The organism is Xanthomonas hawaiiensis, from assembly GCF_031834635.1.
GTDB classification, from domain to species: Bacteria; Pseudomonadota; Gammaproteobacteria; order Xanthomonadales; family Xanthomonadaceae; genus Xanthomonas_A; species Xanthomonas_A sacchari.
On record NZ_CP115873.1, the window covers coordinates 1 to 22,334 of the forward strand.

Annotated in this window: 21 protein-coding genes; 13 read left to right on the forward strand and 8 right to left on the reverse strand. The window is 67.7% G+C overall.

Annotated features, from left to right (window positions below):
• The 12 genes from dnaA to PG878_RS00060 all read left to right on the forward strand — a co-directional run bounded on the left by dnaA (nucleotide 1) and on the right by PG878_RS00060 (nucleotide 13,384).
• Nucleotides 1-1,341, forward strand: coding sequence for a chromosomal replication initiator protein DnaA (gene dnaA, locus PG878_RS00005; protein ID WP_026144198.1), 1,341 nt, complete (start codon nucleotides 1-3; stop codon nucleotides 1,339-1,341).
• A gap of 323 nt (nucleotides 1,342-1,664) precedes the next feature.
• A complete protein-coding gene (gene dnaN / locus PG878_RS00010; protein WP_010340416.1) occupies nucleotides 1,665-2,765 on the forward strand; it encodes a DNA polymerase III subunit beta in 1,101 nt (366 codons plus the stop codon).
• A 509-nt stretch (nucleotides 2,766-3,274) separates the two neighbouring features.
• Nucleotides 3,275-4,375 (forward strand): DNA replication/repair protein RecF, encoded by a 1,101-nt coding sequence (gene recF / locus PG878_RS00015; protein ID WP_209030004.1) that lies wholly within the window; start codon nucleotides 3,275-3,277, stop codon nucleotides 4,373-4,375.
• A gap of 112 nt (nucleotides 4,376-4,487) precedes the next feature.
• On the forward strand, nucleotides 4,488-6,950 hold the full coding sequence (gene gyrB / locus PG878_RS00020; RefSeq protein WP_209030003.1) for a DNA topoisomerase (ATP-hydrolyzing) subunit B: 2,463 nt from the start codon (nucleotides 4,488-4,490) through the stop codon (nucleotides 6,948-6,950).
• An 81-nt stretch (nucleotides 6,951-7,031) separates the two neighbouring features.
• Nucleotides 7,032-7,874: a CPBP family intramembrane glutamic endopeptidase gene (locus PG878_RS00025; RefSeq protein ID WP_209030002.1), complete on the forward strand. Its 843-nt coding sequence runs from the start codon at nucleotides 7,032-7,034 to the stop codon at nucleotides 7,872-7,874.
• A 68-nt stretch (nucleotides 7,875-7,942) separates the two neighbouring features.
• On the forward strand, nucleotides 7,943-8,749 hold the full coding sequence (locus tag PG878_RS00030) for a M48 family metallopeptidase (protein ID WP_209030001.1): 807 nt from the start codon (nucleotides 7,943-7,945) through the stop codon (nucleotides 8,747-8,749).
• Between the two features lie 159 nt (nucleotides 8,750-8,908).
• Entirely contained in the window at nucleotides 8,909-10,102 is a 1,194-nt protein-coding gene (locus tag PG878_RS00035) for a tetratricopeptide repeat protein (RefSeq protein ID WP_010340411.1), read from the forward strand.
• A gap of 152 nt (nucleotides 10,103-10,254) precedes the next feature.
• Complete coding sequence (locus PG878_RS00040) at nucleotides 10,255-10,929, forward strand: energy transducer TonB (protein ID WP_010340410.1); 675 nt, start codon at nucleotides 10,255-10,257, stop codon at nucleotides 10,927-10,929.
• Between the two features lie 97 nt (nucleotides 10,930-11,026).
• Nucleotides 11,027-11,791 (forward strand): TonB-system energizer ExbB, encoded by a 765-nt coding sequence (gene exbB / locus PG878_RS00045; RefSeq protein WP_010340667.1) that lies wholly within the window; start codon nucleotides 11,027-11,029, stop codon nucleotides 11,789-11,791.
• A gap of 40 nt (nucleotides 11,792-11,831) precedes the next feature.
• Complete coding sequence (locus tag PG878_RS00050) at nucleotides 11,832-12,257, forward strand: ExbD/TolR family protein (RefSeq protein ID WP_010340666.1); 426 nt, start codon at nucleotides 11,832-11,834, stop codon at nucleotides 12,255-12,257.
• A gap of 3 nt (nucleotides 12,258-12,260) precedes the next feature.
• Nucleotides 12,261-12,674, forward strand: a complete 414-nt coding sequence (locus tag PG878_RS00055; protein ID WP_026143210.1) for an ExbD/TolR family protein — start codon at nucleotides 12,261-12,263, stop codon at nucleotides 12,672-12,674.
• Nucleotides 12,675-12,976: 302 nt separating this feature from the next.
• Nucleotides 12,977-13,384, forward strand: a complete 408-nt coding sequence (locus tag PG878_RS00060; protein ID WP_209030000.1) for an ExbD/TolR family protein — start codon at nucleotides 12,977-12,979, stop codon at nucleotides 13,382-13,384.
• Nucleotides 13,385-13,580: 196 nt separating this feature from the next.
• Here PG878_RS00060 and PG878_RS00065 read toward each other — a convergent pair whose 3' ends face one another.
• The 3 genes from PG878_RS00065 to cls form a co-directional block, all read right to left on the reverse strand.
• Nucleotides 13,581-14,339 carry a pyridoxine 5'-phosphate synthase gene (locus PG878_RS00065; protein ID WP_209029999.1) on the reverse strand — a complete coding sequence of 253 codons (759 nt, stop codon included), beginning with the start codon at nucleotides 14,337-14,339 and terminating at the stop codon, nucleotides 13,581-13,583.
• A 14-nt stretch (nucleotides 14,340-14,353) separates the two neighbouring features.
• The gene (locus tag PG878_RS00070; protein WP_010340662.1) at nucleotides 14,354-14,620 is read right to left on the reverse strand and encodes a hypothetical protein; all 267 of its coding nucleotides are present in this window, start codon (nucleotides 14,618-14,620) and stop codon (nucleotides 14,354-14,356) included.
• Between the two features lie 102 nt (nucleotides 14,621-14,722).
• Nucleotides 14,723-16,195, reverse strand: coding sequence for a cardiolipin synthase (gene cls / locus PG878_RS00075; protein ID WP_209029998.1), 1,473 nt, complete (start codon nucleotides 16,193-16,195; stop codon nucleotides 14,723-14,725).
• A 392-nt stretch (nucleotides 16,196-16,587) separates the two neighbouring features.
• Here cls and PG878_RS00080 point away from each other — a divergent pair, with 392 nt between their 5' ends.
• Nucleotides 16,588-17,673 (forward strand): PA0069 family radical SAM protein, encoded by a 1,086-nt coding sequence (locus PG878_RS00080; RefSeq protein ID WP_209029997.1) that lies wholly within the window; start codon nucleotides 16,588-16,590, stop codon nucleotides 17,671-17,673.
• A 120-nt stretch (nucleotides 17,674-17,793) separates the two neighbouring features.
• Here PG878_RS00080 and PG878_RS00085 read toward each other — a convergent pair whose 3' ends face one another.
• From PG878_RS00085 to PG878_RS00105, 5 genes are all read right to left on the reverse strand, one after another.
• On the reverse strand, nucleotides 17,794-18,501 hold the full coding sequence (locus tag PG878_RS00085) for a 2OG-Fe(II) oxygenase (RefSeq protein ID WP_209029996.1): 708 nt from the start codon (nucleotides 18,499-18,501) through the stop codon (nucleotides 17,794-17,796).
• Between the two features lie 204 nt (nucleotides 18,502-18,705).
• On the reverse strand, nucleotides 18,706-18,978 hold the full coding sequence (locus PG878_RS00090; protein ID WP_019799074.1) for a hypothetical protein: 273 nt from the start codon (nucleotides 18,976-18,978) through the stop codon (nucleotides 18,706-18,708).
• A gap of 240 nt (nucleotides 18,979-19,218) precedes the next feature.
• Nucleotides 19,219-19,611, reverse strand: a complete 393-nt coding sequence (locus PG878_RS00095; protein WP_209029995.1) for a hypothetical protein — start codon at nucleotides 19,609-19,611, stop codon at nucleotides 19,219-19,221.
• 288 nt (nucleotides 19,612-19,899) lie between these two features.
• On the reverse strand, nucleotides 19,900-20,916 hold the full coding sequence (locus PG878_RS00100) for a class 1 fructose-bisphosphatase (protein ID WP_209029994.1): 1,017 nt from the start codon (nucleotides 20,914-20,916) through the stop codon (nucleotides 19,900-19,902).
• Nucleotides 20,917-21,086: 170 nt separating this feature from the next.
• Nucleotides 21,087-22,289, reverse strand: a complete 1,203-nt coding sequence (locus PG878_RS00105; protein WP_209029993.1) for an amino acid aminotransferase — start codon at nucleotides 22,287-22,289, stop codon at nucleotides 21,087-21,089.
• Nucleotides 22,290-22,334: the final 45 nt, after the last annotated feature.

Consider the following 22,334-nt stretch of genomic DNA (forward strand, 5'->3'; position numbering starts at 1 on the left):
ATGGATGCTTGGCCCCGTTGCCTGGAACGTCTGGAAGCCGAATTTCCAGCCGAGGACGTTCACACTTGGTTGAAACCGCTGCAAGCCGAACAGCGCCATGACAACAGCATGGTGCTGTACGCCCCGAACGCCTTCATCGTCGAGCAGGTGCGCGAGCGCTACCTGCCGCGCATCCGCGAACTGCTGACCTATTTCGCCGGCAGCGGCGAGGTGCTGCTGCAGGTCGGGTCGCGCCCGCGCGCACCGGAACCGGCCGCCGCACCGCCCAGCGAGACCGCGGCGGCGCGTACCCCGGCGCCGCCGTTGCTGGAGCCGTTCGCCGGCAACCTCGATTCGCACTACACCTTCGCCAACTTCGTCGAAGGCCGCAGCAACCAGCTCGGCCTGGCCGCGGCGGTGCAGGCCGCGCAGAAGCCCGGCGACCGCGCGCACAACCCGCTGCTGCTGTACGGCGGCACCGGCCTGGGCAAGACCCACCTGATGTTCGCCGCCGGCAACGCCATGCGCGAGCAGAATCCGAACGCGCGGGTGATGTACTTGCGCTCGGAGCAGTTCTTCAGCGCGATGATCCGTGCGCTGCAGGACAAGACCATGGACCAGTTCAAGCGCCAGTTCCAGCAGGTGGACGCGCTGCTGATCGACGACATCCAGTTCTTCGCCGGCAAGGACCGCACCCAGGAAGAGTTCTTCCACACCTTCAACGCGCTGTTCGACGGCCGCCAGCAGATCATCCTGACCTGCGACCGCTATCCGCGCGAGGTCGAGGGCCTGGAGCCGCGGCTGAAGTCGCGCCTGGCCTGGGGCCTGTCGGTGGCGATCGATCCGCCCGATTTCGAGACCCGCGCGGCGATCGTGCTGGCCAAGGCGCGCGAGCGCGGCGCGGAGATCCCCGACGACGTGGCGTTCCTGATCGCCAAGAAGATGCGCTCGAACGTGCGCGACCTGGAAGGCGCGCTCAACACGCTGGCGGCACGCGCCAACTTCACCGGCCGCGCGATCACCACCGAGTTCGCCCAGGAGACCCTGCGCGACCTGCTGCGCGCGCAGCAGCAGGCGATCGGCATCCCCAACATCCAGAAGACCGTGGCCGACTACTACGGCCTGCAGATCAAGGATCTGCTGTCCAAGCGGCGCACGCGCTCGCTGGCGCGGCCGCGGCAGGTGGCGATGGCACTGACCAAGGAACTGACCGAACACAGCCTGCCGGAGATCGGCGATGCGTTCGCCGGGCGCGACCACACCACCGTGCTGCACGCCTGCCGCCAGATCAAGCACCTGATGGAGACCGACGGCAAGCTCCGCGAAGACTGGGACAAGCTGATCCGCAAGTTGAGCGAGTGAGCACGGAGAGGAACGAGGAGACAAGCTGATCCGCAAGCTCAGCGAGTAGTGCGGCGGCCAAGGTGGAGGACGCCGGATAAATCGGTGCATGACTTCGCGACAAATCCGGGAGAAACTGTGGATAAAGCGTGACGCGGCGGCGACGGCAAAACTATCCACAGGTTTCCCCACCCGTTCCGGGACAGTAGTACACGGGATTGGGAGCGTTAAAAACGCTTTGTATTCAGTGGCTTGCGCTACATTTGCACCGAATTTCGCTCTACCATCACCACCAAGCTTTTGATTTATTCCACATCTTTTAAAGCATAGGGGCACGGAACCACATGCGTTTCACACTGCAGCGCGAAGCCTTCCTCAAGCCATTGGCGCAAGTCGTCAATGTGGTCGAACGCCGCCAGACCTTGCCGGTTCTGGCCAACTTCCTGGTGCAGGTGCAGGGCGGCCAGCTGTCGCTGACCGGTACCGATCTGGAAGTGGAAATGGTCTCGCGCATTGCGGTCGACGATGCCCAGGACGGCGAAACCACGATCCCGGCGCGCAAGCTGTTCGAGATCGTGCGTGCGCTGCCTGACGGCAGCAAGGTCACCGTGTCCCAGTCCGGTGACAAGATCACCGTGCAGGCCGGGCGCAGTCGCTTCACTCTGGCCACGTTGCCGGCCAACGACTTCCCCTCGGTCGACGAAGTGGAAGCCACCGAGCGCGTGGTGGTGCCGGAAGCGGCGTTGAAGGAGCTGATCGAGCGCACCGCGTTCGCGATGGCGCAGCAGGACGTGCGTTATTACCTCAATGGCCTGCTGTTCGACCTGCGCGACCAGACCCTGCGCTGCGTGGCCACCGACGGCCATCGCCTGGCGCTATGCGAGACCGAGCTGGAGAACGCCGGCGGCGCCAAGCGCCAGATCATCGTGCCGCGCAAGGGCGTGACCGAGCTGCAGCGCCTGCTGGAAGGCGGCGAGCGCGAAGTCGAGCTGGAGGTCGGCCGCGCCCACGTGCGGGTCAAGCGCGACGATGTCACCTTCACTTCCAAGCTGATCGACGGCCGCTTCCCCGATTACGAAGCGGTGATCCCGATCGGTGCGGACCGCGAGGTCAAGCTGGATCGCGAAACCCTGCGCGCGGCGCTGCAGCGTGCGGCGATCCTGTCCAACGAGAAGTACCGCGGCGTGCGCGTGGAAGTCTCGCCGGGCCAGCTGAAGATCAGCGCGCACAACCCGGAGCAGGAAGAGGCGCAGGAAGAAGTCGAAGCCGACACCAAGGTCAGCGACCTGGCGATCGGCTTCAACGTGAACTACCTGCTCGACGCGCTGTCCGCGCTGCGCGAGGAGTTCGTGGTGATCCAGCTGCGCGACGCCAACTCGTCGGCGCTGGTCCGCGAAGCCAGCAGCGCCCGCTCGCGTCACGTGGTGATGCCGCTGCGTCTCTGACGTCCCCGCTTCGTGTTCCACGTGGAACACGTGCGAAAGCAACCCGGCCTTGTGCCGGGTTTTCTTTTTGGGGCGTTGGACGACCGGTTCTGTTCCTGCGAAGGCGCCTAATGCTTGCTTCCGGGCACGTCGCCCGTCGAACGACAGGTGGTGTCGGAGCGTCTGCACCGCCGCGCATAGCCAGATCGGTAGCGCAGGCGTATCGCGGTGCAGCTTGGTGGTGGTGGCCCGCCCGCTTCGTACTGCGTCGCAGCGGGAACCACAGATCGGCATAGGAGCTTGCTTCGCTGGGAACGCCCTTCTGTTCTCCGGTCAGGCCTACTCCGCATCATCCCATGGTGGCTCCCACGCGGCGCCTTGCCCGGTCCAGTGAGACGGCACTCGCGCCGCCCTGACAGTGGTGCCTGCCCATGCCCCGGCACCCGCAGACCGTTTTGGGTATGCTGCCGCCCTGCCCCGACTTCGATCTGCGTGCGCCCGGTGCGAGCGCCTTCGCCTCCTATCCCCGCATGCATGTCTCCCGTCTCGATTTCCACCATCTGCGCCGGTTCGCGACGCTCGAGCTGGCGCCCGCGCCCGGGCTGAACCTGATCACCGGCGACAACGGCGCCGGCAAGACCACCGTGCTCGAGGCGATGCACTTGATGGCCTACGGCCGCAGCTTCCGTGGCCGCGTGCGCGATGGACTGGTCCGGCAGGGGCAGGATGCGTTGGACGTCTTCGTCGAATGGCAGGAACAGGCGGGCGACCCTGGCATGACCCGTCGGCGCCGTGCCGGGCTGCGCCACAGTGGCCAGGAATGGCGTGGCCGCCTCGACGGCCAGGACGTCGCCCATCTCGGTACGCTGTGCGCGGCCTTGGCGGTGGTCACCTTCGAGCCAGGCAGCCATCTCCTGGTCAGCGGGGGCGGCGAGCCCAGGCGTCGCTTCGTCGATTGGGGCTTGTTCCACGTGGAACCTGATTTCCTGTCCCTCTGGCGGCGCTACGCTCGCGCGCTCAAACAGCGCAATGCCCTGCTCAAGAGCGGTGGCAGCGGCGCGGCGCTGGATGCCTGGGACCACGAGCTGGCCGAGTCCGGCGAGCCGCTGACCTCGCGTCGCCAGGACTACCTGGACCGCCTGCTGCAGCGTCTGCTCGCCCTCGCCCCGGATCTTGCGCCAGCGCTGGGTATCGCGCATTTGCAGTTCGCGCCCGGCTGGCGGCGCCAGGAGGTGTCGCTGGCCGACGCGCTGCTGCTCAACCGCGAACGCGACCGCCAGCTCGGCTACACCTCGGCCGGTCCGCACCGGGCCGACTGGAGCCTGAGCTTTGCCGAAATTCCCGGCCGCGACGCGCTTTCCCGCGGCCAGGCCAAACTCACCGCCCTGGCCTGCCTGCTGGCCCAGGCCGAGGACTACGCCGAGCAGCGTGGCGAGTGGCCGGTGATCGCCCTGGACGACCTGGCCTCGGAACTGGACCGCCACCATCAGGCCCGCGTGCTGGAGCGGCTGCGTGCCGGGCCGGCGCAAGTCTTCGTCACCGCCACCGAAACCCCGCAGGCGCTGGCCGGTGCCGACCTGCCGATCGCGCGGTTCCACGTGGAACATGGGCAGATCCTGGCCGTCTCCTAGGCTGCCGCGGGTCCGGTGGCCCGGGCTGCTATAATTTCCGCCAATCCCCTATCCAGCGGCGCGAACCGGCCCCCGCCTGTCTTCGCCGCCTCGTGGAGCCTACGGCACCCGCATGACCGACGAACAGAACACCCCGCCCAGCAACGGCAACTACGACGCCAACAGCATCACCGCCCTGGAAGGGCTGGAGGCGGTCCGCAAGCGGCCCGGCATGTACATCGGCGACGTCCATGACGGCACCGGCCTGCATCACATGGTGTTCGAGGTCGTCGACAACTCCATCGACGAAGCCCTGGCCGGGCACGCGGACCATGTCGCCGTGACCATTCACGCCGATGGCTCGGTCTCGGTGTCCGACAACGGCCGTGGCATCCCGGTCGGCAAGCACGCGCAGATGAGCGCCAAGCTCGGTCGCGAGGTTTCGGCGGCCGAGGTGGTGATGACCGTGCTGCACGCCGGCGGCAAGTTCGACGACAACAGCTACAAGGTGTCCGGCGGCCTGCATGGCGTGGGCGTCAGCGTGGTCAATGCGCTGTCGGAGAAGCTGCTGCTGGACGTGTTCCAGGGCGGTTCCCACTACCAGCAGGAATTCAGCAACGGCGCGGCCGTCGCCCCGCTGGTCAAGCTCGGCGAGACCACCAAGCGCGGCACCACCGTGCGCTTCTGGCCGTCGGTGGTGGCCTTCCACAACAACGTGGAATTCCACTACGACATCCTGGCCCGCCGACTGCGCGAGCTGTCCTTCCTCAATTCCGGGGTCAAGATTGTGCTCGCCGACGAGCGCGGCGAGGGCCGGCGCGACGACTTCCACTACGAGGGCGGCATCCGCAGCTTCGTCGAGCACCTGGCGCAGCTGAAGACCCCGCTGCACCCGAACGTGATCTCGGTCACCGGCGAGCACAACGGCATCACTGTGGACGTGGCGCTGCAGTGGACCGACTCCTACCAGGAGACGATGTACTGCTTCACCAACAACATCCCGCAGAAGGACGGCGGCACCCACCTGGCCGGCTTCCGCGGCGCGCTCACCCGCGTGCTCAACACCTACATCGAGCAGAACGGCATCGCCAAGCAGGCCAAGATCAACCTGACCGGCGACGACATGCGCGAAGGCATGATCGCGGTGCTGTCGGTGAAGGTGCCGGACCCGAGCTTCTCCAGCCAGACCAAGGAAAAGCTGGTCAGTTCCGACGTGCGCCCGGCGGTGGAGAACGCCTTCGGCGCGCGCCTGGAAGAGTTCCTGCAGGAAAACCCGAACGAGGCCAAGGCGATCGCCGGCAAGATCGTCGATGCCGCCCGCGCCCGCGAGGCCGCGCGCAAGGCAAGGGACCTCACCCGTCGCAAGGGCGCGCTGGACATCGCCGGCCTGCCCGGCAAGCTGGCCGACTGCCAGGAAAAGGATCCGGCGCTGTCGGAGCTGTTCATCGTCGAGGGTGACTCGGCAGGCGGCTCGGCCAAGCAGGGCCGCAACCGCAAGAACCAGGCGGTGCTGCCGCTGCGCGGCAAGATCCTCAACGTCGAGCGCGCGCGTTTCGACCGGATGCTGTCCTCCGACCAGGTCGGCACGCTGATCACCGCGCTGGGTACCGGCATCGGCCGCGACGAGTACAACCCGGACAAGCTGCGCTACCACCGCATCATCATCATGACCGACGCCGACGTCGACGGCGCGCACATCCGCACCCTGCTGCTGACCTTCTTCTACCGGCAGATGCCGGAGCTGATCGAGCGCGGCTACGTCTACATCGGCCTGCCGCCGCTGTACCGGCTCAAGCAGGGCAAGCAGGAGCTGTACCTGAAGGACGACAACGCGCTCAACGCCTACCTGGCCAGCAGCGCGGTCGAAGGCGCGGCACTGGTCCCGGCCAGCAACGAGCCGCCGATCACCGGCGCGGCGCTGGAGAAGCTGCTGCTGCTGTTCGCCAGCGCCAACGAGGCGGTGGCGCGCAATGCGCACCGCTACGACCCGGCGCTGCTGAGCGCGCTGATCGACCTGCCGCCGCTGGACGTGGCCCAGCTGGAAAGCGAGGGCGACACGCATCCGAGCCTGGACGCGCTGCAGGCGGTGCTCAACCGCGGCAGCCTGGGCTCGGCGCGCTACGCGCTGTCCTTCGAACGCGGCAGCGAGCAGAAGCCGGCGATGTTGAAGGTAATCCGTCGCCACATGGGCGAAGAACTCACCAGCTGGGTGCCGATGGCCGCGTTCGAGAGCGGCGAACTGCGGGCCTTGCGCGAGGTCGCGCTGGCCCTGCACGGGCTGGTGCGCGAGGGTGCGCAGATCGTGCGCGGCAACAAGACCCAGGCCATCGCCAGCTTCGCCCAGGCGCATGCCTGGCTGTTCGAGGAAGCCAAGAAGGGCCGCCAGATCCAGCGCTTCAAGGGCCTGGGCGAAATGAACGCCGAGCAGTTGTGGGAGACCACGGTGAACCCGGACACGCGCCGTCTGTTGCAGGTGCGCATCGAGGATGCGGTCGCCGCCGACCAGATCTTCAGCACCCTGATGGGCGATGTGGTCGAACCGCGCCGCGACTTCATCGAAGAGAACGCGCTGAAGGTCGCCAATCTCGACATCTGACCGTGGCGGTGCCCGTCCCCGGCCCCCGTGCCGGGGCGGACGTCCCGCTGCGCCTTCCGCCTGCTTCCGCCCAGGACCGCGATGACCGCACCGCCGTTGCCCGCCGCCCCGCTGCCGTTGCCGTCCGCGCCGCCGGCCCGCCCGCGCCGGCCGATCCTCGGGTTCTTCCTCGACGTGCTGCTGGCGGCGGTGGTGCTGCTGGCGGTGAGCGTGCTGAGCGGCCTGGTCTGGGGCGTGATCCGCGGCGTCCAGCTGGCGATGGAACTGAAGGCGCACGGCATCCCCGCCGATCGTCTGGCATCGGTGGTGGCGCAGCGGGTCGGCCAGCCGGGCGCGCTGGCGCAGCTGCTGATCGCCCTGGTCAGCACGCTCTCCGCGGCGCTGCTGTTGTACTTCCTGCGCCGCCCGGCCAGCGCCGCCGAGCGCCGTGCCTCGTGGCAGGCGGCGAGCACGCGGTCGACCTGGGGCTGGGTGCTGCTGGTCGCGGTCGGGGTGTTCGTCGGCAGCGCGGTGATCTCCGCGCTGGCGGCGCAGATCGGCATCAAGCCGGTGCCGACCAACCTGCCGTTGATGCAGGACGCGATGGCGCAGATGCCGCTGTTCCTGATCGTGTTCGCCGTGGTGATCGCCCCGGCCTACGAGGAACTGCTGTTCCGCCGCGTGCTGTTCGGGCGGCTGTGGGACGCAGGCCGGCCGCGGTTGGGCATGCTGCTCAGCGGCGCCGCCTTCGCCCTGGTGCACGAAGTGCCGGGGACCACTGGCAACAGCCTGGCCGCGACTGCGCAGCTGTGGCTGGTCTACGGCGGCATGGGCGCGGCGTTCGCCTGGTTGTACAAGCGCACCGGCACCTTGTGGGCGCCGATCGCCGCACATGGCCTCAATAACGCCATCGCGGTCGCCGGGCTGTGGTTTGGCGCAACCTGAAGGTTTGTTTGACGAAATGTTAAGACACGGCCCTCCACACTGCGACGCGTGTCAGGAGGGGGGACCGTATGAAGCAAGTGGTACTTGGCGCGTCGCTCGCGATGCTGCTGGCAGCGTGTGCGACGACGACATCGCCAACCGGGCGTACCCAGGTCGTCGGCGGCATCTCGCAACAACAACTCGACCAGATGGGCGCGCAGGCGTTCGCCGAGGCCAAGGCCAAGGAACAGCTGGATACCGATCCCAAGCGCAACGCCTACGTGCGCTGTGTGGTCAACGCGCTGGTCGCGCAATTGCCTGACCAATGGCGCGGCACCGGCTGGGAAACCGCGCTGTTCAACGACAAGGAACCCAACGCCTTCGCCCTGCCCGGCGGCAAGGTCGGGGTCAACAGCGGCATCTTCAGCGTGGCCAAGAACCAGGACCAGCTCGCCGCCGTGCTCGGCCACGAGATCGGCCACGTCATCTCGCGTCATCACGAAGAACGCATCACCCGCCAACTCGGCGCGCAGGCGGGCCTGAGCGTGATCGGCGCGCTGGCCGGCGCGCGTTATGGCCAGGGCGCGGCCGACACCGTCGGCCAGGTCGGCGGCATGACCGCGCAGACGCTGTTCCTGCTGCCCGGCTCGCGCCAACAGGAAGCCGAAGCCGACGTCGTCGGCCAGCGCCTGATGGCGCAGGCCGGCTTCGATCCGGCGCAGGCGGTGGAACTGTGGAAGAACATGATGGCCGCCGGCGGCGAGCGTCCGCCGCAGTGGTTGTCCACCCACCCCGATCCCAGTGCCCGCATCGGCGAGCTGCAGCGCGACGTCGCTGCGCTGGAACCGGTGTACGCGCAGGCGCGCAGTGCCGGCAGGACGCCCAAGTGCGGCTGAGTCGGGCGTCGTCCCTGCGCCGGCCGCCGGCACTGTCACAGAAAACGCATCCAAAAACGTTTTCACGGCGTACAGGTTTCTGATAGGTTTGCTGGCTCGGCCGAGGAATGGCCGCTCCGTCTTCCGTGCCGCTCCGGGCGGTATCCACCGAGGTGACCCATGAAATTCCGCATTCGCAAGCAAGCGTTGTTGTCCCTGGTGATCGCCGCCGCCCTCGGTGGCGCGGTGGTGACCGATGCCGCTGCGCAGAGCGATCGCACCGATCACCGTTCCTCGCGCAATGCCAAGAACGAGAAGGCGGCGGTGCTGTTCCCCAATGCCGAGCGCAAGGAACCCAACGGCAAGCCCTCTTCCAAGCTCGGCAGTAAGCTGCAGAAGCTGATCGACACCTACAACAAGGGCGAGGACTACGCGTCGGTGCGCAGCCAGGCCGATGAGATCCTGGGCAACAGCGGCGCCAACGAATACGACAAGTCGGTCGCCGCGCAGCTGGCCGCGCAGGCCGCCTACAACCTCGACGACAGCAAGGCCGCGCAGGCGTACCTGAAGCAGGCGATCCAGTTCAACGGCCTGGACAACAACGGCCACTACCAGTCGATGCTGATGCTGGCGCAGTTGCAGCTGCAGGACGACCAGACCGCGGAAGGCCTGGCCACCCTGGACAAGTTCCTGGCCGAAACCAAGTCGACCCGCCCGGAAGACCTGATCCTCAAGGGCCAGGCCCTGTACCAGGCGCAGCGCTACCAGGAAGCGATCCCCGCGCTGAAGCAAGCCATCGCCGCGTCGCCGGAACCGAAGGACAGCTGGAACCAGCTGCTGATGGCGTCCTACGCCGAGGCCGGCCAGACCGGCGAGGCGGTCAAGGCCGCCGAGGCGCTGGCGGCCAAGTCGCCCAACGACAAGAAGGCCCAGCTCAACCTGGCCAGCATGTACATGCAGGCCGACCAGATGGACAAGGCCGCGGCGGTGATGGACAAGCTGCGTACCTCCGGTCAGCTGACCGACGAGAAGGAATACAAGCAGCTGTACTCGATCTACGCCAACACCGACGGCCATGAGAAGGACGTCATCGCGGTCATCAACGAAGGCATGCAGAAGGGCATTCTGAAGCCGGACTACCAGACCTACCTGGCGCTGGCGCAGTCGTACTACTACACCGACCAGCTGCCGCAGGCGATCGAGAACTGGCAGAAGGCCGCGCCGCTGTCCAAGGACGGCGAAACCTACCTCAACCTGGCCAAGGTGCTGCATTCGGAAGGCCGTGTGGCCGAGGCCAAGCAGGCGGCGCAGCAGGCGCTGGCCAAGGGCGTCAAAAAGCCGGAAGACGCCAAGAAGATCATCAACCTGAAGTAGCACGCAAAAAAAGCCCCCGATTGCCAGTGCTGAAAGTAGTGCAGGTAACAGGGATTGGTATAAGCTTGGAGGTTCCTGCGGTGTCATCGCCGCGTGAACTTGGGTCCCGCTCCACCGCGGAATCCGCCCCCCTTTAATCGAGTCATTGGCGCATGACGGAACAACTGGTCATCCATCGGCATTACGACAAAGATGACGCCTCCGGCCTCAGCTGGCCGCGCATCATCGGTATTGCCTTCGTAATCGCGCTGCACCTTGCAGCGCTGATGTTGCTGCTGATTCCGGCCGTTGCGCCCAAGGCGGTGGCGGAGAAGGAACGCAACATCATGGTCACCCTGGTGGACGCACCGCCGCCGCCTCCCCCGCCGCCGCCGCCGCCGCCGAAGCCGCCGGAAACCCCGCCGCCGCCGGTGAAGAACCTGGCGCCGCCGAAGCCGACCCCGCTGCCGCCGCCGCCGGAAGCCCCGGTGATCGACGTCCCGACGCCGCGCGACACGGACATCGCCACGCCGCCGTCGCCGCCTGCGCCGCCGGCCGCACCCTCCGACATCAGCGCTAGCGTCGACATCTCGTCGAAGAACATGAACCCGCCGAAGTACCCGCCGGCTGCATTCCGGTCGGGCGCGCAGGGCGAGGTGATCCTGATCATCGACGTCGACGCCAGTGGTAACGTCACGAACGTTGCCGTCGAGAAATCCAGCCGCAACCGCGACCTGGACCGCGCCGCCATGGAAGCAGCGCGCAAGTGGCGGTTCAATGCCGCTGTCGTCAATGGACAGAAGACCGCCGGCCGCGTCCGCGTCCCGGTCAACTTCGCGCTGAACTGATACAAAGGTTGCGCGGACCGGCGCACCGCCGGTCCGCAAGCCCTGTCTACTCTTTGCACCACCCTCATCACCACCACACACAACAAAGGTAAGCGTCATGCTGCAGGAAATTTTCATCGCCGCTGCTGCGGGGGGCAACAACGCATCGAACGCCCTGTCGCAGATGGGCTTCGAGCACCTGATCACCGAAATGACCTCCAAGCCGGGTGACTTCGCCGTCTCCTGGGTGGTGCTCATCACCCTGATCATCATGTCCGCCTCGTCCTGGTACTGGACGATCATCAACATCTTCCGCGCCACCCGTCTGAAGAGCCAGGCCGACCGCGTCACCAGCCTGTTCTGGGACACCCCGAACGCCCAGGACGCCATCCGTGCGATGGAAGAGCAGCCGGCCTCCGAGCCGTTCTCGAAGATCGCCCTGGACGCTGCGCAGGCCGCCGCGCACCACCAGCGCGCCGAAGCCGGCACCGGCACCGGCCTGGGCGAGACCCTGAGCCGTTCGGAGTTCGTCGACCGTGCCCTGCGTCAGGCCGTGACCCGCGAGAGCACCAAGCTGCAGTCGGGCATGACCCTGCTGGCGACCGTCGGTGCGACCGCGCCGTTCGTCGGTCTGCTGGGTACCGTGTGGGGCATCTACGGCGCGCTGATCAAGATCGGTGCCACCGGCTCGGCCTCGATCGACGCCGTCGCCGGCCCGGTCGGTGAAGCGCTGATCATGACCGCGATCGGTCTGTTCGTCGCGATCCCGGCCGTGTTCGCCTTCAACTTCTTCAGCAAGGTCAACAGCTCGGTGATCGCCAAGTTCGACACCTTCGCTCACGACCTGCACGACTTCTTCGCCACCGGTTCGCGCGTTCGCTGATCCCGGCTAAGTCGTCCACGCAACGTTAACGGAGCCCGTTATGGCTTTCAGTAGTGGTAACAGCGGCGGCCCCATGGCCGACATCAACGTCACGCCCCTCGTGGACGTGATGCTGGTGCTGCTGATCATCTTCATCATCACGGCACCGCTGATGTCCCACAAGGTCAAGGTGGAGCTGCCCCAAGCCAACTTGAAGCAGGATCCGGACAAGGACGACAAGCGTTCGAATCCGATCACCCTGGCGGTCAAGGAGGATGGGTCGCTGTACTGGAACGATGAGCCGATCTCCAAGGAAGCCCTGGAGTCGCGCTTCTCGACCGCTGCACAGCAGACCCCGCAGCCGCCGCTCAACCTGCGTGGCGACCGCACCACCAAGATGCGCACGATCAACGAGATCACCAAGATCGCGCAGAGTCAGGGCATGCTGGACGTCGGCTTCGTTGCGACCAAAGAGAAGGGGAACTGAGCCATGGCGTTCAGCTCAGGAGGCGGCCGTGGTCCCATGGCCGACATCAACGTCACGCCGCTGGTCGACGTGATGCTGGTGCTGTTGATCATCTTCATCGTGACCGCGCCGATCATGACGTACCCGATCGACGTGGATCTGCCGCAGCGGGTCATCAACCCGCCGCCGCAGTTGCGCGATCCGCCGCCGCCGATCGATCTGCGGATCGATGCGTCGAACCAGGTGTTCTGGAACAACAGCCCGGTGGCAGTGACTGCGCTCCCGCAGATGATGGAAAACGAAGTCCAGCGCGATCCGACCAACCAGCCGGAACTGCGCATCGATGCCAATCCGGATTCCGAGTACGAAGTGATGGCCAAGGTGCTGGCCGCCGCCAAGAACTCGGACATGAAGAAGATCGGCTTCGTGCAGCAATAAGCTTCACCGCAATCCGTTTCACCGCAACACCTCAGTCATGACGCGACTGCAAACGCCACCGGCAACGGTGGCGTTTTTTTTGTGCGTGCACGGTTGGCTGCCCGGCCTGTTTGCGACGATGCCGGTCCGCGGTCCGGCGTGTCGTCGGCCTGGTCGGACCCGCTTTGCGCTCGCCTGCCGGCCTGAGCAGTCCGATGCGGGACCACGCCGAACCCGCCCCGCCTGTCGGTGCCCCTCGCATCCCGCCGTGCCACGGGTGTAGGCTGCTGGCGCGACACCACCACACCCACAGGAGGCTGGCCATGGCGTTCAGTGCTGCAGGGAATCGGGGACCGCTGGCGGAGATCAATGTCACCCCGCTGGTCGATGTGATGCTGGTGCTGTTGATCATTTTCATCGTCACCGCGCCGATGCTGACGCGGACGATCACCATGGACCTGCCACAGCGGACGCCGGCACTCTCCAGGCCCTTGCCGCCGCCGGACCCGATCCAGTTGCGCCTGGACGCCAGTGGTCAGTTGTTCTGGAATGCCGCGCCGCTGGCCTTGCGCGATCTGCAGCCGCGGCTGCAGGAGGCGATGGCGCAGGCGGCCGGCAATCCGGCCGAGCTGCGCATCGATGCCAGCCCGGACGCCGACTACGAGGCCATGGCCAAGGTGCTGGCGGCGGCCAAGAATGCCGACGTCCAGCGCATCGGTTTCGTGCAGTAAGCAGCGGCCCGCTGGACCGCCATGTTGCGACGCCACCGACAAGGTGGCGGCGTGCGCCGCTCGTCGCCCCGTTTGAGGGCGGCAGTGCAAGACGCCCGATGACAAGCGTGCGCTGTTTGCGACAGCCTTGCGGAATGCGATCGCTGCGCCAGCAAAGCGCGCCTACTCCAGCACGGCGCCTGCCTCGCAGTGTCCGTCAGGCTCCGCGTGCGCCGGCCAGCACCGCCAGATACGCCTTCACCGTGGCGTCGAGCCCGGCGTAGAGCGCCTCGCCGATCAGCGCGTGGCCGATCGACACTTCCAGCACCTCCGGGACCGAGGCCAGGAACGCGCCGAGATTGGCTTGGGCCAGATCGTGGCCGGCGTTGACGCCCAGCCCGGCGGCCTGCGCGCGGCGTGCGGCGGCGGCGAACGGCGCTGCCGCGGCGCTGTCGCCCTGCTCCCACGCGGCGGCATAGGGACCGGTGTACAGCTCGATGCGGTCGGCGCCCAGTTCGGCCGCCACCGCCAGGTCGGGATTGTCGGCATCGACGAACAGGCTGACCCGGCAGCCCAGCGACTTCAGCTCAGCGATCAGCGGGTGCAGGCGGTCGCTGTCGCGGCCGAAGTCGAAGCCATGGTCGGAGGTGAGCTGGCCGTCGCCGTCGGGCACCAGGGTGGCCTGCGCCGGACGCGTCTGCGCGCACAGCGCGATCAGCCCGGGATAGCCTGGCCGCGGTGGCGCGAACGGGTTGCCCTCGATGTTGAATTCGACGCCGCGCTCGCGGGTCAGTTCGGCCAGCGCCAGCACGTCCTCGGCATGGATGTGGCGCCGGTCCGGGCGCGGGTGCACGGTGATGCCGTGCGCGCCGGCGTCCAGGCAGGCACGCGCGGCCTCGAGCACGCTGGGCAGGTCGCCGCCGCGCGAATTGCGCAGCACCGCGATCTTGTTGACGTTGACGCTGAGCTTGGTCATCGACGGCGTGCCGCTTACGGCGCCGCGGCGTCGTCGCTGGCGGCAGCCGCGGCGCGGCGCGCCTCGGCCTGCTCGCGCAGCCGGCGCAGTTCGGCCGGGTCGATCATCGGCATCGCGTCGCGCTGGCTGGCGTCGCCGATCTTGGCCACGTACCAGCCGCGTGCCCAGGCCAGCAGAAAGGCCAGCGCGGCCAGCAGGCTCACCACCAGCAACCACATGTGCGGCGTCGTGAACGCCAGAACGAAAGCACCCAGCGCGAGCGGCAGAAAGAGCCAGTACATGACGATCTCCCCAAGGATGGCGCAGTGTAGCGCCGCCGGGCGTGCCGGTTCCACGTGGTGCGGCGGTCGGCGCGCGCCGGCCCCGGCGCCGTGGTGCCGCGCTTACAGCAGCGGCGAGGTCAGCCGCGCCACCGCTTCCGGCAGCCGATAGCGCCACAGCGAGCGCTTGCGGTCGTCGCGCACGCGCACCGCATCGGCCATCTCCCCTTCCAGCAGCTCGGCCAGCTGCTTGGTCAGCCCGCGATCGCGGAACAGCGTGGCGACCTCGAAATTGAGCCGGAAACTGCGGTTGTCGAAGTTGGCGCTGCCGACCAGGCACAGGTCTTCGTCGGTGATCAGCGCCTTGGTGTGCAGCATGCGCGGGCCGTACTCGTAGATCCGCACGCCGGCCTGCAGCAGTTCGTCGAAGTACGAGCGCGCAGCCAGCGTTACCAGCCGCGAGTCGCTGCGCTTGGGCACCAGCAGGCGCACGTCCAGCCCGCCCAGCGCCGCCGAGGTCAGCGCCATGCGCGCGGCCTCGCCTGGCACGAAGTACGGCGTGACCAGCCACACCCGCCGCTGCGCCTCGTAGATCGAGGCGACCTGCAGGCGATGGATGCTCTCCCACGACGAATCCGGCCCCGACACCAGCACCTGCGCCTGGATGCCGCCGTCGTCGCGGCTGGGCATGTCGCTGGGCCAGATCCGCGCCATGTCGAAGGCATCGCGGCCCTGGCGGGTGGCGTACAGCCAGTCCTCCACGAACACCAGCTGCAGGCTGCGCACCACGTGGCCTTCGCAGCGCAGGTGCAGGTCGCGGTAGGCATCGGCGCGCAGCGCCTCGTTCTCCTCGTCGGTGACGTTGATGCCGCCGGTGAAAGCGATGCGGCCGTCGATCACCACGATCTTGCGGTGGGTGCGCAGGTTGACCCAGGGCCGCTTGAACTTGAACGGCCGCAGCAACTGGGTGGGATGGAACCAGGCGACCTCGGCACCGGCCTCCAGCAGCGGCCGCAGGAAGCGCTTGCGCACCTGCGAGGAGCCGACCGCATCCAGCAGCAGGCGCACCCGCACGCCGGCGCGGGCGCGCTCGACCAGCGCGTCGCGGATGCGCGTGCCGGTGCGGTCGGGATTGAAGATGTAGTACTCCAGGTGCACGTGGTGCTGCGCGTCGCCGATGTCGCGCACGATCGCGTCGTAGGTGGCGGCGCCGTCGACCAGCCACTGCACGGCGGTGGCCGAACTCGGCGCCAGGCCGGTGGTGGCCTGGGCGATCTTGGCCAGCTCGGTGCAGTCGGCATCCGGCGGACACACGCTGCTGTAGTGCTCCATGCCCGAGCGGGAGCGGCCGCGGCGCAGGCGCTGCCGCTTCACCTTCTGTGGGCCCAGCAGGTAGTAGATAACGAAGCCCAGATAGGGCAAGGCGGCCAGCGACAGTACCCAGCTCAGCGTCGCAGCCGGCTCGCGCTTCTGCAGCACGATCCAGCCGCTCAACCACAGGATGTACAGCAGGTAGGCGGCGGTGAGGTAGGCGCCGATGTGGGGGATGCCGGTCAGCCGGTCCCAGGTGTTCTGCAGAGTCGCGATCACGAGCATCGGCGGATTCTAGAGGGTGGCGCGGAGATTGCGGCGAAGGCGATGCCGGCTGGGCATGGAGGCGACCGGCCCGATCGCGTGCGGCGGCCGTCCGGCTCGCTGGCGGCACATCGTTCTGCGAACCGGCATCGCACTGCACGGTGTATGACACGCGCTCGCGGCAGCGGGATGACGCCTGCCGTGCCGCGTACGCGGGCGACGGCGTACCGGTTCGGCGGAAACCGGCGTCGACGCGCCGGGCCACCGTGAAGCGCGACCTGCGGCGCTGATAGCGTCTGCGATGCCTGACCACGCCTGGGACGCGGTCACGCGGCATGTGCCGGCCTGAAAGATTCAGCGCCGCGGCGGACGCCGTCGCATCCGCCGAGACCGCCGGCGCGTAGCCTATGCCGATGAGCACTGCCATCAAGGGCCGCGGCGCCGGCAGCCACCTGCCCGGTCGTTTCGAACGGACCATCAGCCAGGCCGAGGACGACGGCTGGCATCCCGACGACAGCGAGGAATTCGCCGCTCCGCGCCTGCGCACGCAGGTGAGCGAGGAGACCGCGCGCAGCATCATCAGCCGCAACCAGTCGCCGGACGTGGGATTCGCGCAGTCGGTCAATCCGTACCGTGGCTGCGAGCACGGCTGCAGCTACTGCTTCGCCCGGCCCAGCCATGCCTATCTGAACCTGTCGCCGGGGCTGGACTTCGAGACGCGGCTGTTCGCCAAGACCAATGCCCCGGAGCTGTTGCGCCGCGAGCTGGCCAAGCCTGGCTACGTGCCCAGCCCGATCGCGCTGGGCATCAACACCGACGCCTACCAGCCGATCGAGCGCAAGCTGCAGCTGACCCGGCGCCTGATCGAGGTCTTCGCCGAGACCCGCCATCCGTTCTCGCTGATCACCAAGAACGCGCTGGTCGAGCGCGACCTGGACCTGCTGGCGCCGCTGGCCCGCGACAACCTGGTCAGCGTGCACTTCTCGGTGACCTCGCTGGATCCGCGGCTGTCGGCCAGGCTGGAGCCGCGCGCCTCGGCGCCGCACGCGCGTCTGCGCGCGATGCGCGCCCTGCATGAGGCCGGGATTCCGGTCGGCGTGATGGTGGCGCCGGTGATCCCGTGGATCAACGACCACGCGCTGGAAGCGGTGCTGGAGGCGGCCCGCGACGCCGGTGCCGAGTCCGCCGGCTACGTGCTGCTGCGCCTGCCGCACGAGGTGGCGCCGCTGTTCCGCGACTGGCTGCAGGCGCACCATCCCGACCGCGCCGCGCACGTGATGAGCACGGTGCAGCAACTGCGCGGCGGCAAGGACTACGACAGCACCTTCGGCAAGCGCATGCGCGGCGAAGGCGTCTACGCCGACCTGCTGGCGCGGCGCTTCGCCCTGGCGCACAAGCGGCTGGGCTATACCGAGTCGCCGCGCCGCCGCCTGGACTGCAGCCACTTCGTCAAACCGCAGCCGCCGCGCCCGCCGTCGCCGCAGGGGGTGTTGTTTTGAGCGGGGATTGGGGATTCGGGATTGGGGATTCGCAAGAGCGGCATGGCGCGGCGCTGCGAGGCAGCCGTTGCAATTCAGCCCTCAGGAACGCCGCTTTTACGAATCCCCATTCCCCGTTTCCTATTCCCTGCCGTAAAGCGCCTGGGCCGACTGGAACAGGATCCAGCTCGTGGCGATGAACTTGTCGCCGCGCTGCGGGCGGTTGCCGCGGTGGGTGTGGGTGAAGGCGGTCGGGGCGATCAGCAGGCTGCCGGCGCGCGGGGCGATCTTGCGGCGCTGGAACAGGAATTCGGTCTCGCCCTCGTCGAAATCGTCGTTGAGGTACAGGGTCCACAGCAGGTGCCGGTGCAAGGTCTCGGCGCCGGGATCGCGCGGGTACAGCTCGCAGTGCCAATACGGGTAGCCGCCCTCGCCCGCTTCGTACCACTGCAGGTTGATCGCGCCCGGGCGCAGGCAGGTGCGCGCCAGGTTGGACAGCGCCGCGTCGTCGAGCAGGGCGAAGTCCTCGGCGCCGAGCCGGTGCGGCTGGCCGTCCGCGCCCGGCACCTGCAGCATCAGCGGCGAGATCAGGGTCTGCGGGTACTTGCGCAGATAGCCGAGCAAGCCGCCGAACACCGCCTGCTGCAGCCGCTGTTCCACGTCGCGCCATGGCTCCAGGCCGCTGATGCGCAGGTCGCGGCTGCGCTTGAGCTCGGGAAACACGCCGCTGCCGACCTCGCCGGGCCGCAACTGGGTGCTGCCGCGCAGGCGCCGCAGGATGGCCGCGCAGTCCTCGCGGGACATGGCGCCCTCGAACACTTCGATGAAATCGGGATGCGTGTCGGACATCGCGCGACCTTACCAGCGATTTCGCGCAGGTGCAGCCGCAGCGAAGCGGCCGCGAGCCGCGGATGTCGTCGCTGGTGGACCGCATCACCGCAGCGGCACCTCCGGATCGGGCTTGCGCGGTCGGCGACATCGGCGAGGACGGCGTCCATGCCACCCAGCCGCGCGGCCATGCGTGAGCGGGCCACGCGCTGCCGCGGCGGATGCCTAGCGCGTGTCAGCCGGCGCTGGATTGCCGCGGATCGCGATGCCCAGCAGCGCCAGCCACACTGCCAGCGCCAGCAGGGTGGGCAGTTCGAAGCGACTGGAGTTGTACAGGGTGAAACTCCGGGCGGCGAAGAACAACAGCGTCCACAGCGCCAGGTTGATCAGCACGATGCGCTTTCGCCAGCGGTGGCGCGTGAACAGCGCGATGACGGTGGGCATCAGCGCGACCGGTGCGGTGGCGAAGAAGAACAGCACGACGAGGGTCTGGTTCATGGGTTTCCTCCTGCCCGGTACGGCCAGGTGTATGCGACGACGGGCAGCGATCAGCGCACTCCGTGCATGCCCCGGACTGCCGCTACCCTAGCGCAGTCCAGCATTCGCGCAGGGTCTGCCGCCCTGCCCCACTCGCCATGGCGGCGCGATCGACGCAGATGGGCCGGGTCTCTTCGCATAGGGGCACGTACGGATGTGGGAATCGGCGCGGGCGGGTGCAACGGAGCGTCTTGGGCAGCGCTAGAAGTAGCCGCCCTGTGCTTCCTGCCAGATCCGGTAGCCCTCGAGCTCTTCCTCGGTCACCGAGGACTGTTGGACGAAATGAAGATCCCAACCGGCGAAAGAAGCTCTGGAAATTGGAAGGTGGCCCATGCCCAAGGGCTCGTCATCGCGTCGATTGTCGCCAGCGAGATACAGCGTGGACGTGTCGACCGCCCTGGGCGGCACTGGATAGATGTTGCTATAGACGCGCACATGCACGCCATCCGCGTCCAGCTTGAGAATCTTGAGCAGCACATAGCCCCCCTCCGGCCGACTGGTCGCGTAGAGACCTCCCTCCCGCCACGAGTCGGCCGCCACTGGCGAAGCAGCGACAAACAATGCGAACAGAGCGGCAAGCCATCGTTTGAACATGGTCGGTCTCCTGATACTTGAACGCCCGCAACTGCACGGAATGACGGTGTTCACTGCGCGATGGGGTCGCCCAGCGTCTCGCAAGTTTCGGTACCGCTGACGCAATCAATGGGTATCGAAGCCACGGCTCCGCTCACGCCTCGCCTGGATACCTCGATGCCGCCATGCATCAGGCAGAGCGCCGACGCGACGCCTTGCGCGAAGGAGAGCGAAGTCAGTTCATACGCCCCACCGATCCGAGGCGCGGGATGGGTCACTTCCTGCCCGCGCCATCGGCCGCTGTGCCGCTCAGCCGTTTGCCGCGTCGTGTTCCACGTGATACCGCACCGCCTCGGCCACCTCGTTCCTGGAGCCCAGGAACACCGGCACGCGCTGGTGCAGCTGTTCCGGCTGCAGGCCGAGGATGCGTGCGCGGCCGGTGCTTGCGGCGCCGCCGGCCTGCTCCACCAGCATGCCCATCGGGTTGGCTTCGTACATCAGCCGCAGCTTGCCGGCCTTGCCCGGGTCCTTCTTGTCCCAGGGATAGATGAAGATGCCGCCGCGGGTGAGGATGCGGTGCACGTCGGCGACCATGCTGGCGATCCAGCGCATGTTGAAGTTCTTGCCGCGCACGCCTTCGCTGCCGGCCAGCAGGTCGGCCACGTACTGCTGCATCGGCGCCTCCCAGTGGCGCTGGTTGGACATGTTGATCGCGAACTCGGCGGTGTCCTCGGGGATGCGCATGTCGGCCTGGGTCAGCAGGAAGCTGCCCTCCTCGCGCTCCAGGGTGAAGGCGTGGGTACCGTGGCCCAGGGTCAGCACCAGCATCGTGCTGGGGCCGTAGATGCAGTAGCCGGCGGCGACCTGCGCGGTGCCCGGCTGCAGGAAGTGCTCGTCGCCGGGTGTGTCGGTGCCTGGGGGCGCGCGCAGCACCGAGAAGATGGTGCCGACCGAGACGTTGACGTCGATGTTGGAACTGCCGTCCAGCGGATCGAACAGCAGCAGGAAATCGCCGCTGGGGTATTTGTCGGGCACCGGCTGGCAGTGATCCATTTCCTCCGAGGCGCAGGCGGCGAGGTGACCGCCCCAGGCGTTGGCTTCGAGCAGGATGTCGTTGCTGAGCACGTCCAGCTTCTTCTGCGCTTCGCCCTGCACGTTGCCGGTGCCGGCATCGCCGAGCACGCCGCCGAGGGCGCCCTTGCTGACCGCGATGGAGATGCGCTTGCAGGCGCGGGACACGATCGTGATGAGCTGGCGCAGTTCCGGGCCGATACGCCCGGCATGCTGTTCTTCGATCAGGAAGCGGGTCAGCGACGTTCGCGACATGGGCAGGACGGCCTTGCGTGAGAAAGGGGACCGCCATTGTCGCGGGTTGCGCGGTAGATTTCGATCAACGGCGTTCTGCGAGCCTGCCTGCGCGACCGACGCGGCCGCCCCGCAGGCACAAAAAAGCCGGAAGCGCAGGCGCTTCCGGCTCGATGCGGGACCGCGGGGACTCAGCCCTTGTGCACGGTCGCCACCGCCTGGGTCACGTAGTCCAGGTTCTTCTGGCTCAGCGCGGCCACGCAGATGCGGCCGGTGCCGACGGCGTAGATGCCGAACTCCTCGCGCAACCGGTCCACCTGCGCCTTGCTCAGGCCGGAGTAGGAGAACATGCCGGCCTGCTGCTGGATGAAGCCGAACTCCGGCGCGCCCAGGGCGGCCAGCTTCTGCACCATGCCGGCGCGCAGGGAGTGGATGCGCTCGCGCATCTCGGTCAGCTCCTGCTCCCACATCGCGCGCAGCTCCGGGCTGTTGAGCACCCCGGCGACCAGTGCGGCGCCATGCGTGGACGGGCTGGAGTAGATGGTGCGGATGATGCGCTTGACCTGCGACTGCACCGCCTTGCTCTCGGCGGCGTTGGCCGAGACCACCGACAGCGCGCCGACGCGCTCGCCGTACAGCGAGAACGACTTGGAGTAGGAACTGGCGACCACGTAGTTGTCGATGCCGACCTCGGCCAACAGGCGCACCGCGTAGGCGTCGGCGTCGATGCCCTTGTCGAAGCCCTGGTAGGCGATGTCCACGAACGGGAACAGGTTGCGTTCCTTCAGCAGCTCGGCCACGGTGCGCCACTGCGCCTGGCTCAGGTCGGCGCCGGTCGGGTTGTGGCAGCAGGCGTGCAGCAGCACCACGCTGCCGGGGGCGAGCGCGCGCAGGTCGGCGAGCATGCCGTCGAAGTTCAGGCCGTGGCTGGCCGGATCGAAATAGGTGTAGTCGACCACGTCGAAGCCGGCGGCGGTGAACACCGCGCGGTGGTTCTCCCAGCTCGGGTTGCTGATGGCGATGGTCGAGGTGGACAGCAGCTTCTTCAGCAGGTCCGCGCCCACGCGCAGCGCGCCGCTGCCGCCGACGGTCTGCGAGGTGGCGACGCGGCCGGCGGCCAGCAGTGGCGACTCGGCGCCGAACAGCAGTTTCTGCGTGGCCAGGTCGTAGGCGGGCAGGCCGTCGATCGGCAGGTAGCCGCGCGGCTTGGCCTCCTGCGCCAGCTGCTGTTCGATCTGCTGCACGGCGCGCAGCAGCGGGATGCGGCCGTTTTCGTCGTAGTAGATGCCCACGCCCAGGTTGACCTTGGTCGGGCGGGAGTCGGCGTTGTAGGCCTCGGTCAGGCCCAGGATCGGGTCGCCTGGGACCTGTTCCACGTTTGCAAAGAAGGACACGGCGGTACTCGTTCGGTGGCGGAGGTGGGGGCCGGAAGGACCGGA

Excerpts from the sequence above, each read along its gene's own strand:
- PG878_RS00065 (WP_209029999.1), bottom strand. The coding sequence starts at position 14,339 with ATGACCAAGCTCAGCGTCAACGTCAACAAGATCGCGGTGCTGCGCAAT.
- PG878_RS00040 (WP_010340410.1), top strand. The coding sequence starts at position 10,255 with ATGACGGAACAACTGGTCATCCATCGGCATTACGACAAAGATGACGCC.
- recF (WP_209030004.1), top strand. The coding sequence starts at position 3,275 with ATGCATGTCTCCCGTCTCGATTTCCACCATCTGCGCCGGTTCGCGACG.
- PG878_RS00095 (WP_209029995.1), bottom strand. The coding sequence starts at position 19,611 with ATGTTCAAACGATGGCTTGCCGCTCTGTTCGCATTGTTTGTCGCTGCT.
- dnaN (WP_010340416.1), top strand. The coding sequence starts at position 1,665 with ATGCGTTTCACACTGCAGCGCGAAGCCTTCCTCAAGCCATTGGCGCAA.
- PG878_RS00055 (WP_026143210.1), top strand. The coding sequence starts at position 12,261 with ATGGCGTTCAGCTCAGGAGGCGGCCGTGGTCCCATGGCCGACATCAAC.
- PG878_RS00030 (WP_209030001.1), top strand. The coding sequence starts at position 7,943 with ATGAAGCAAGTGGTACTTGGCGCGTCGCTCGCGATGCTGCTGGCAGCG.
- cls (WP_209029998.1), bottom strand. The coding sequence starts at position 16,195 with ATGCTCGTGATCGCGACTCTGCAGAACACCTGGGACCGGCTGACCGGC.
- PG878_RS00060 (WP_209030000.1), top strand. The coding sequence starts at position 12,977 with ATGGCGTTCAGTGCTGCAGGGAATCGGGGACCGCTGGCGGAGATCAAT.
- PG878_RS00025 (WP_209030002.1), top strand. The coding sequence starts at position 7,032 with ATGACCGCACCGCCGTTGCCCGCCGCCCCGCTGCCGTTGCCGTCCGCG.
- PG878_RS00050 (WP_010340666.1), top strand. The coding sequence starts at position 11,832 with ATGGCTTTCAGTAGTGGTAACAGCGGCGGCCCCATGGCCGACATCAAC.
- PG878_RS00085 (WP_209029996.1), bottom strand. The coding sequence starts at position 18,501 with ATGTCCGACACGCATCCCGATTTCATCGAAGTGTTCGAGGGCGCCATG.
- PG878_RS00100 (WP_209029994.1), bottom strand. The coding sequence starts at position 20,916 with ATGTCGCGAACGTCGCTGACCCGCTTCCTGATCGAAGAACAGCATGCC.
- PG878_RS00080 (WP_209029997.1), top strand. The coding sequence starts at position 16,588 with ATGAGCACTGCCATCAAGGGCCGCGGCGCCGGCAGCCACCTGCCCGGT.
- exbB (WP_010340667.1), top strand. The coding sequence starts at position 11,027 with ATGCTGCAGGAAATTTTCATCGCCGCTGCTGCGGGGGGCAACAACGCA.
- dnaA (WP_026144198.1), top strand. The coding sequence starts at position 1 with ATGGATGCTTGGCCCCGTTGCCTGGAACGTCTGGAAGCCGAATTTCCA.
- PG878_RS00035 (WP_010340411.1), top strand. The coding sequence starts at position 8,909 with ATGAAATTCCGCATTCGCAAGCAAGCGTTGTTGTCCCTGGTGATCGCC.
- gyrB (WP_209030003.1), top strand. The coding sequence starts at position 4,488 with ATGACCGACGAACAGAACACCCCGCCCAGCAACGGCAACTACGACGCC.
- PG878_RS00090 (WP_019799074.1), bottom strand. The coding sequence starts at position 18,978 with ATGAACCAGACCCTCGTCGTGCTGTTCTTCTTCGCCACCGCACCGGTC.
- PG878_RS00070 (WP_010340662.1), bottom strand. The coding sequence starts at position 14,620 with ATGTACTGGCTCTTTCTGCCGCTCGCGCTGGGTGCTTTCGTTCTGGCG.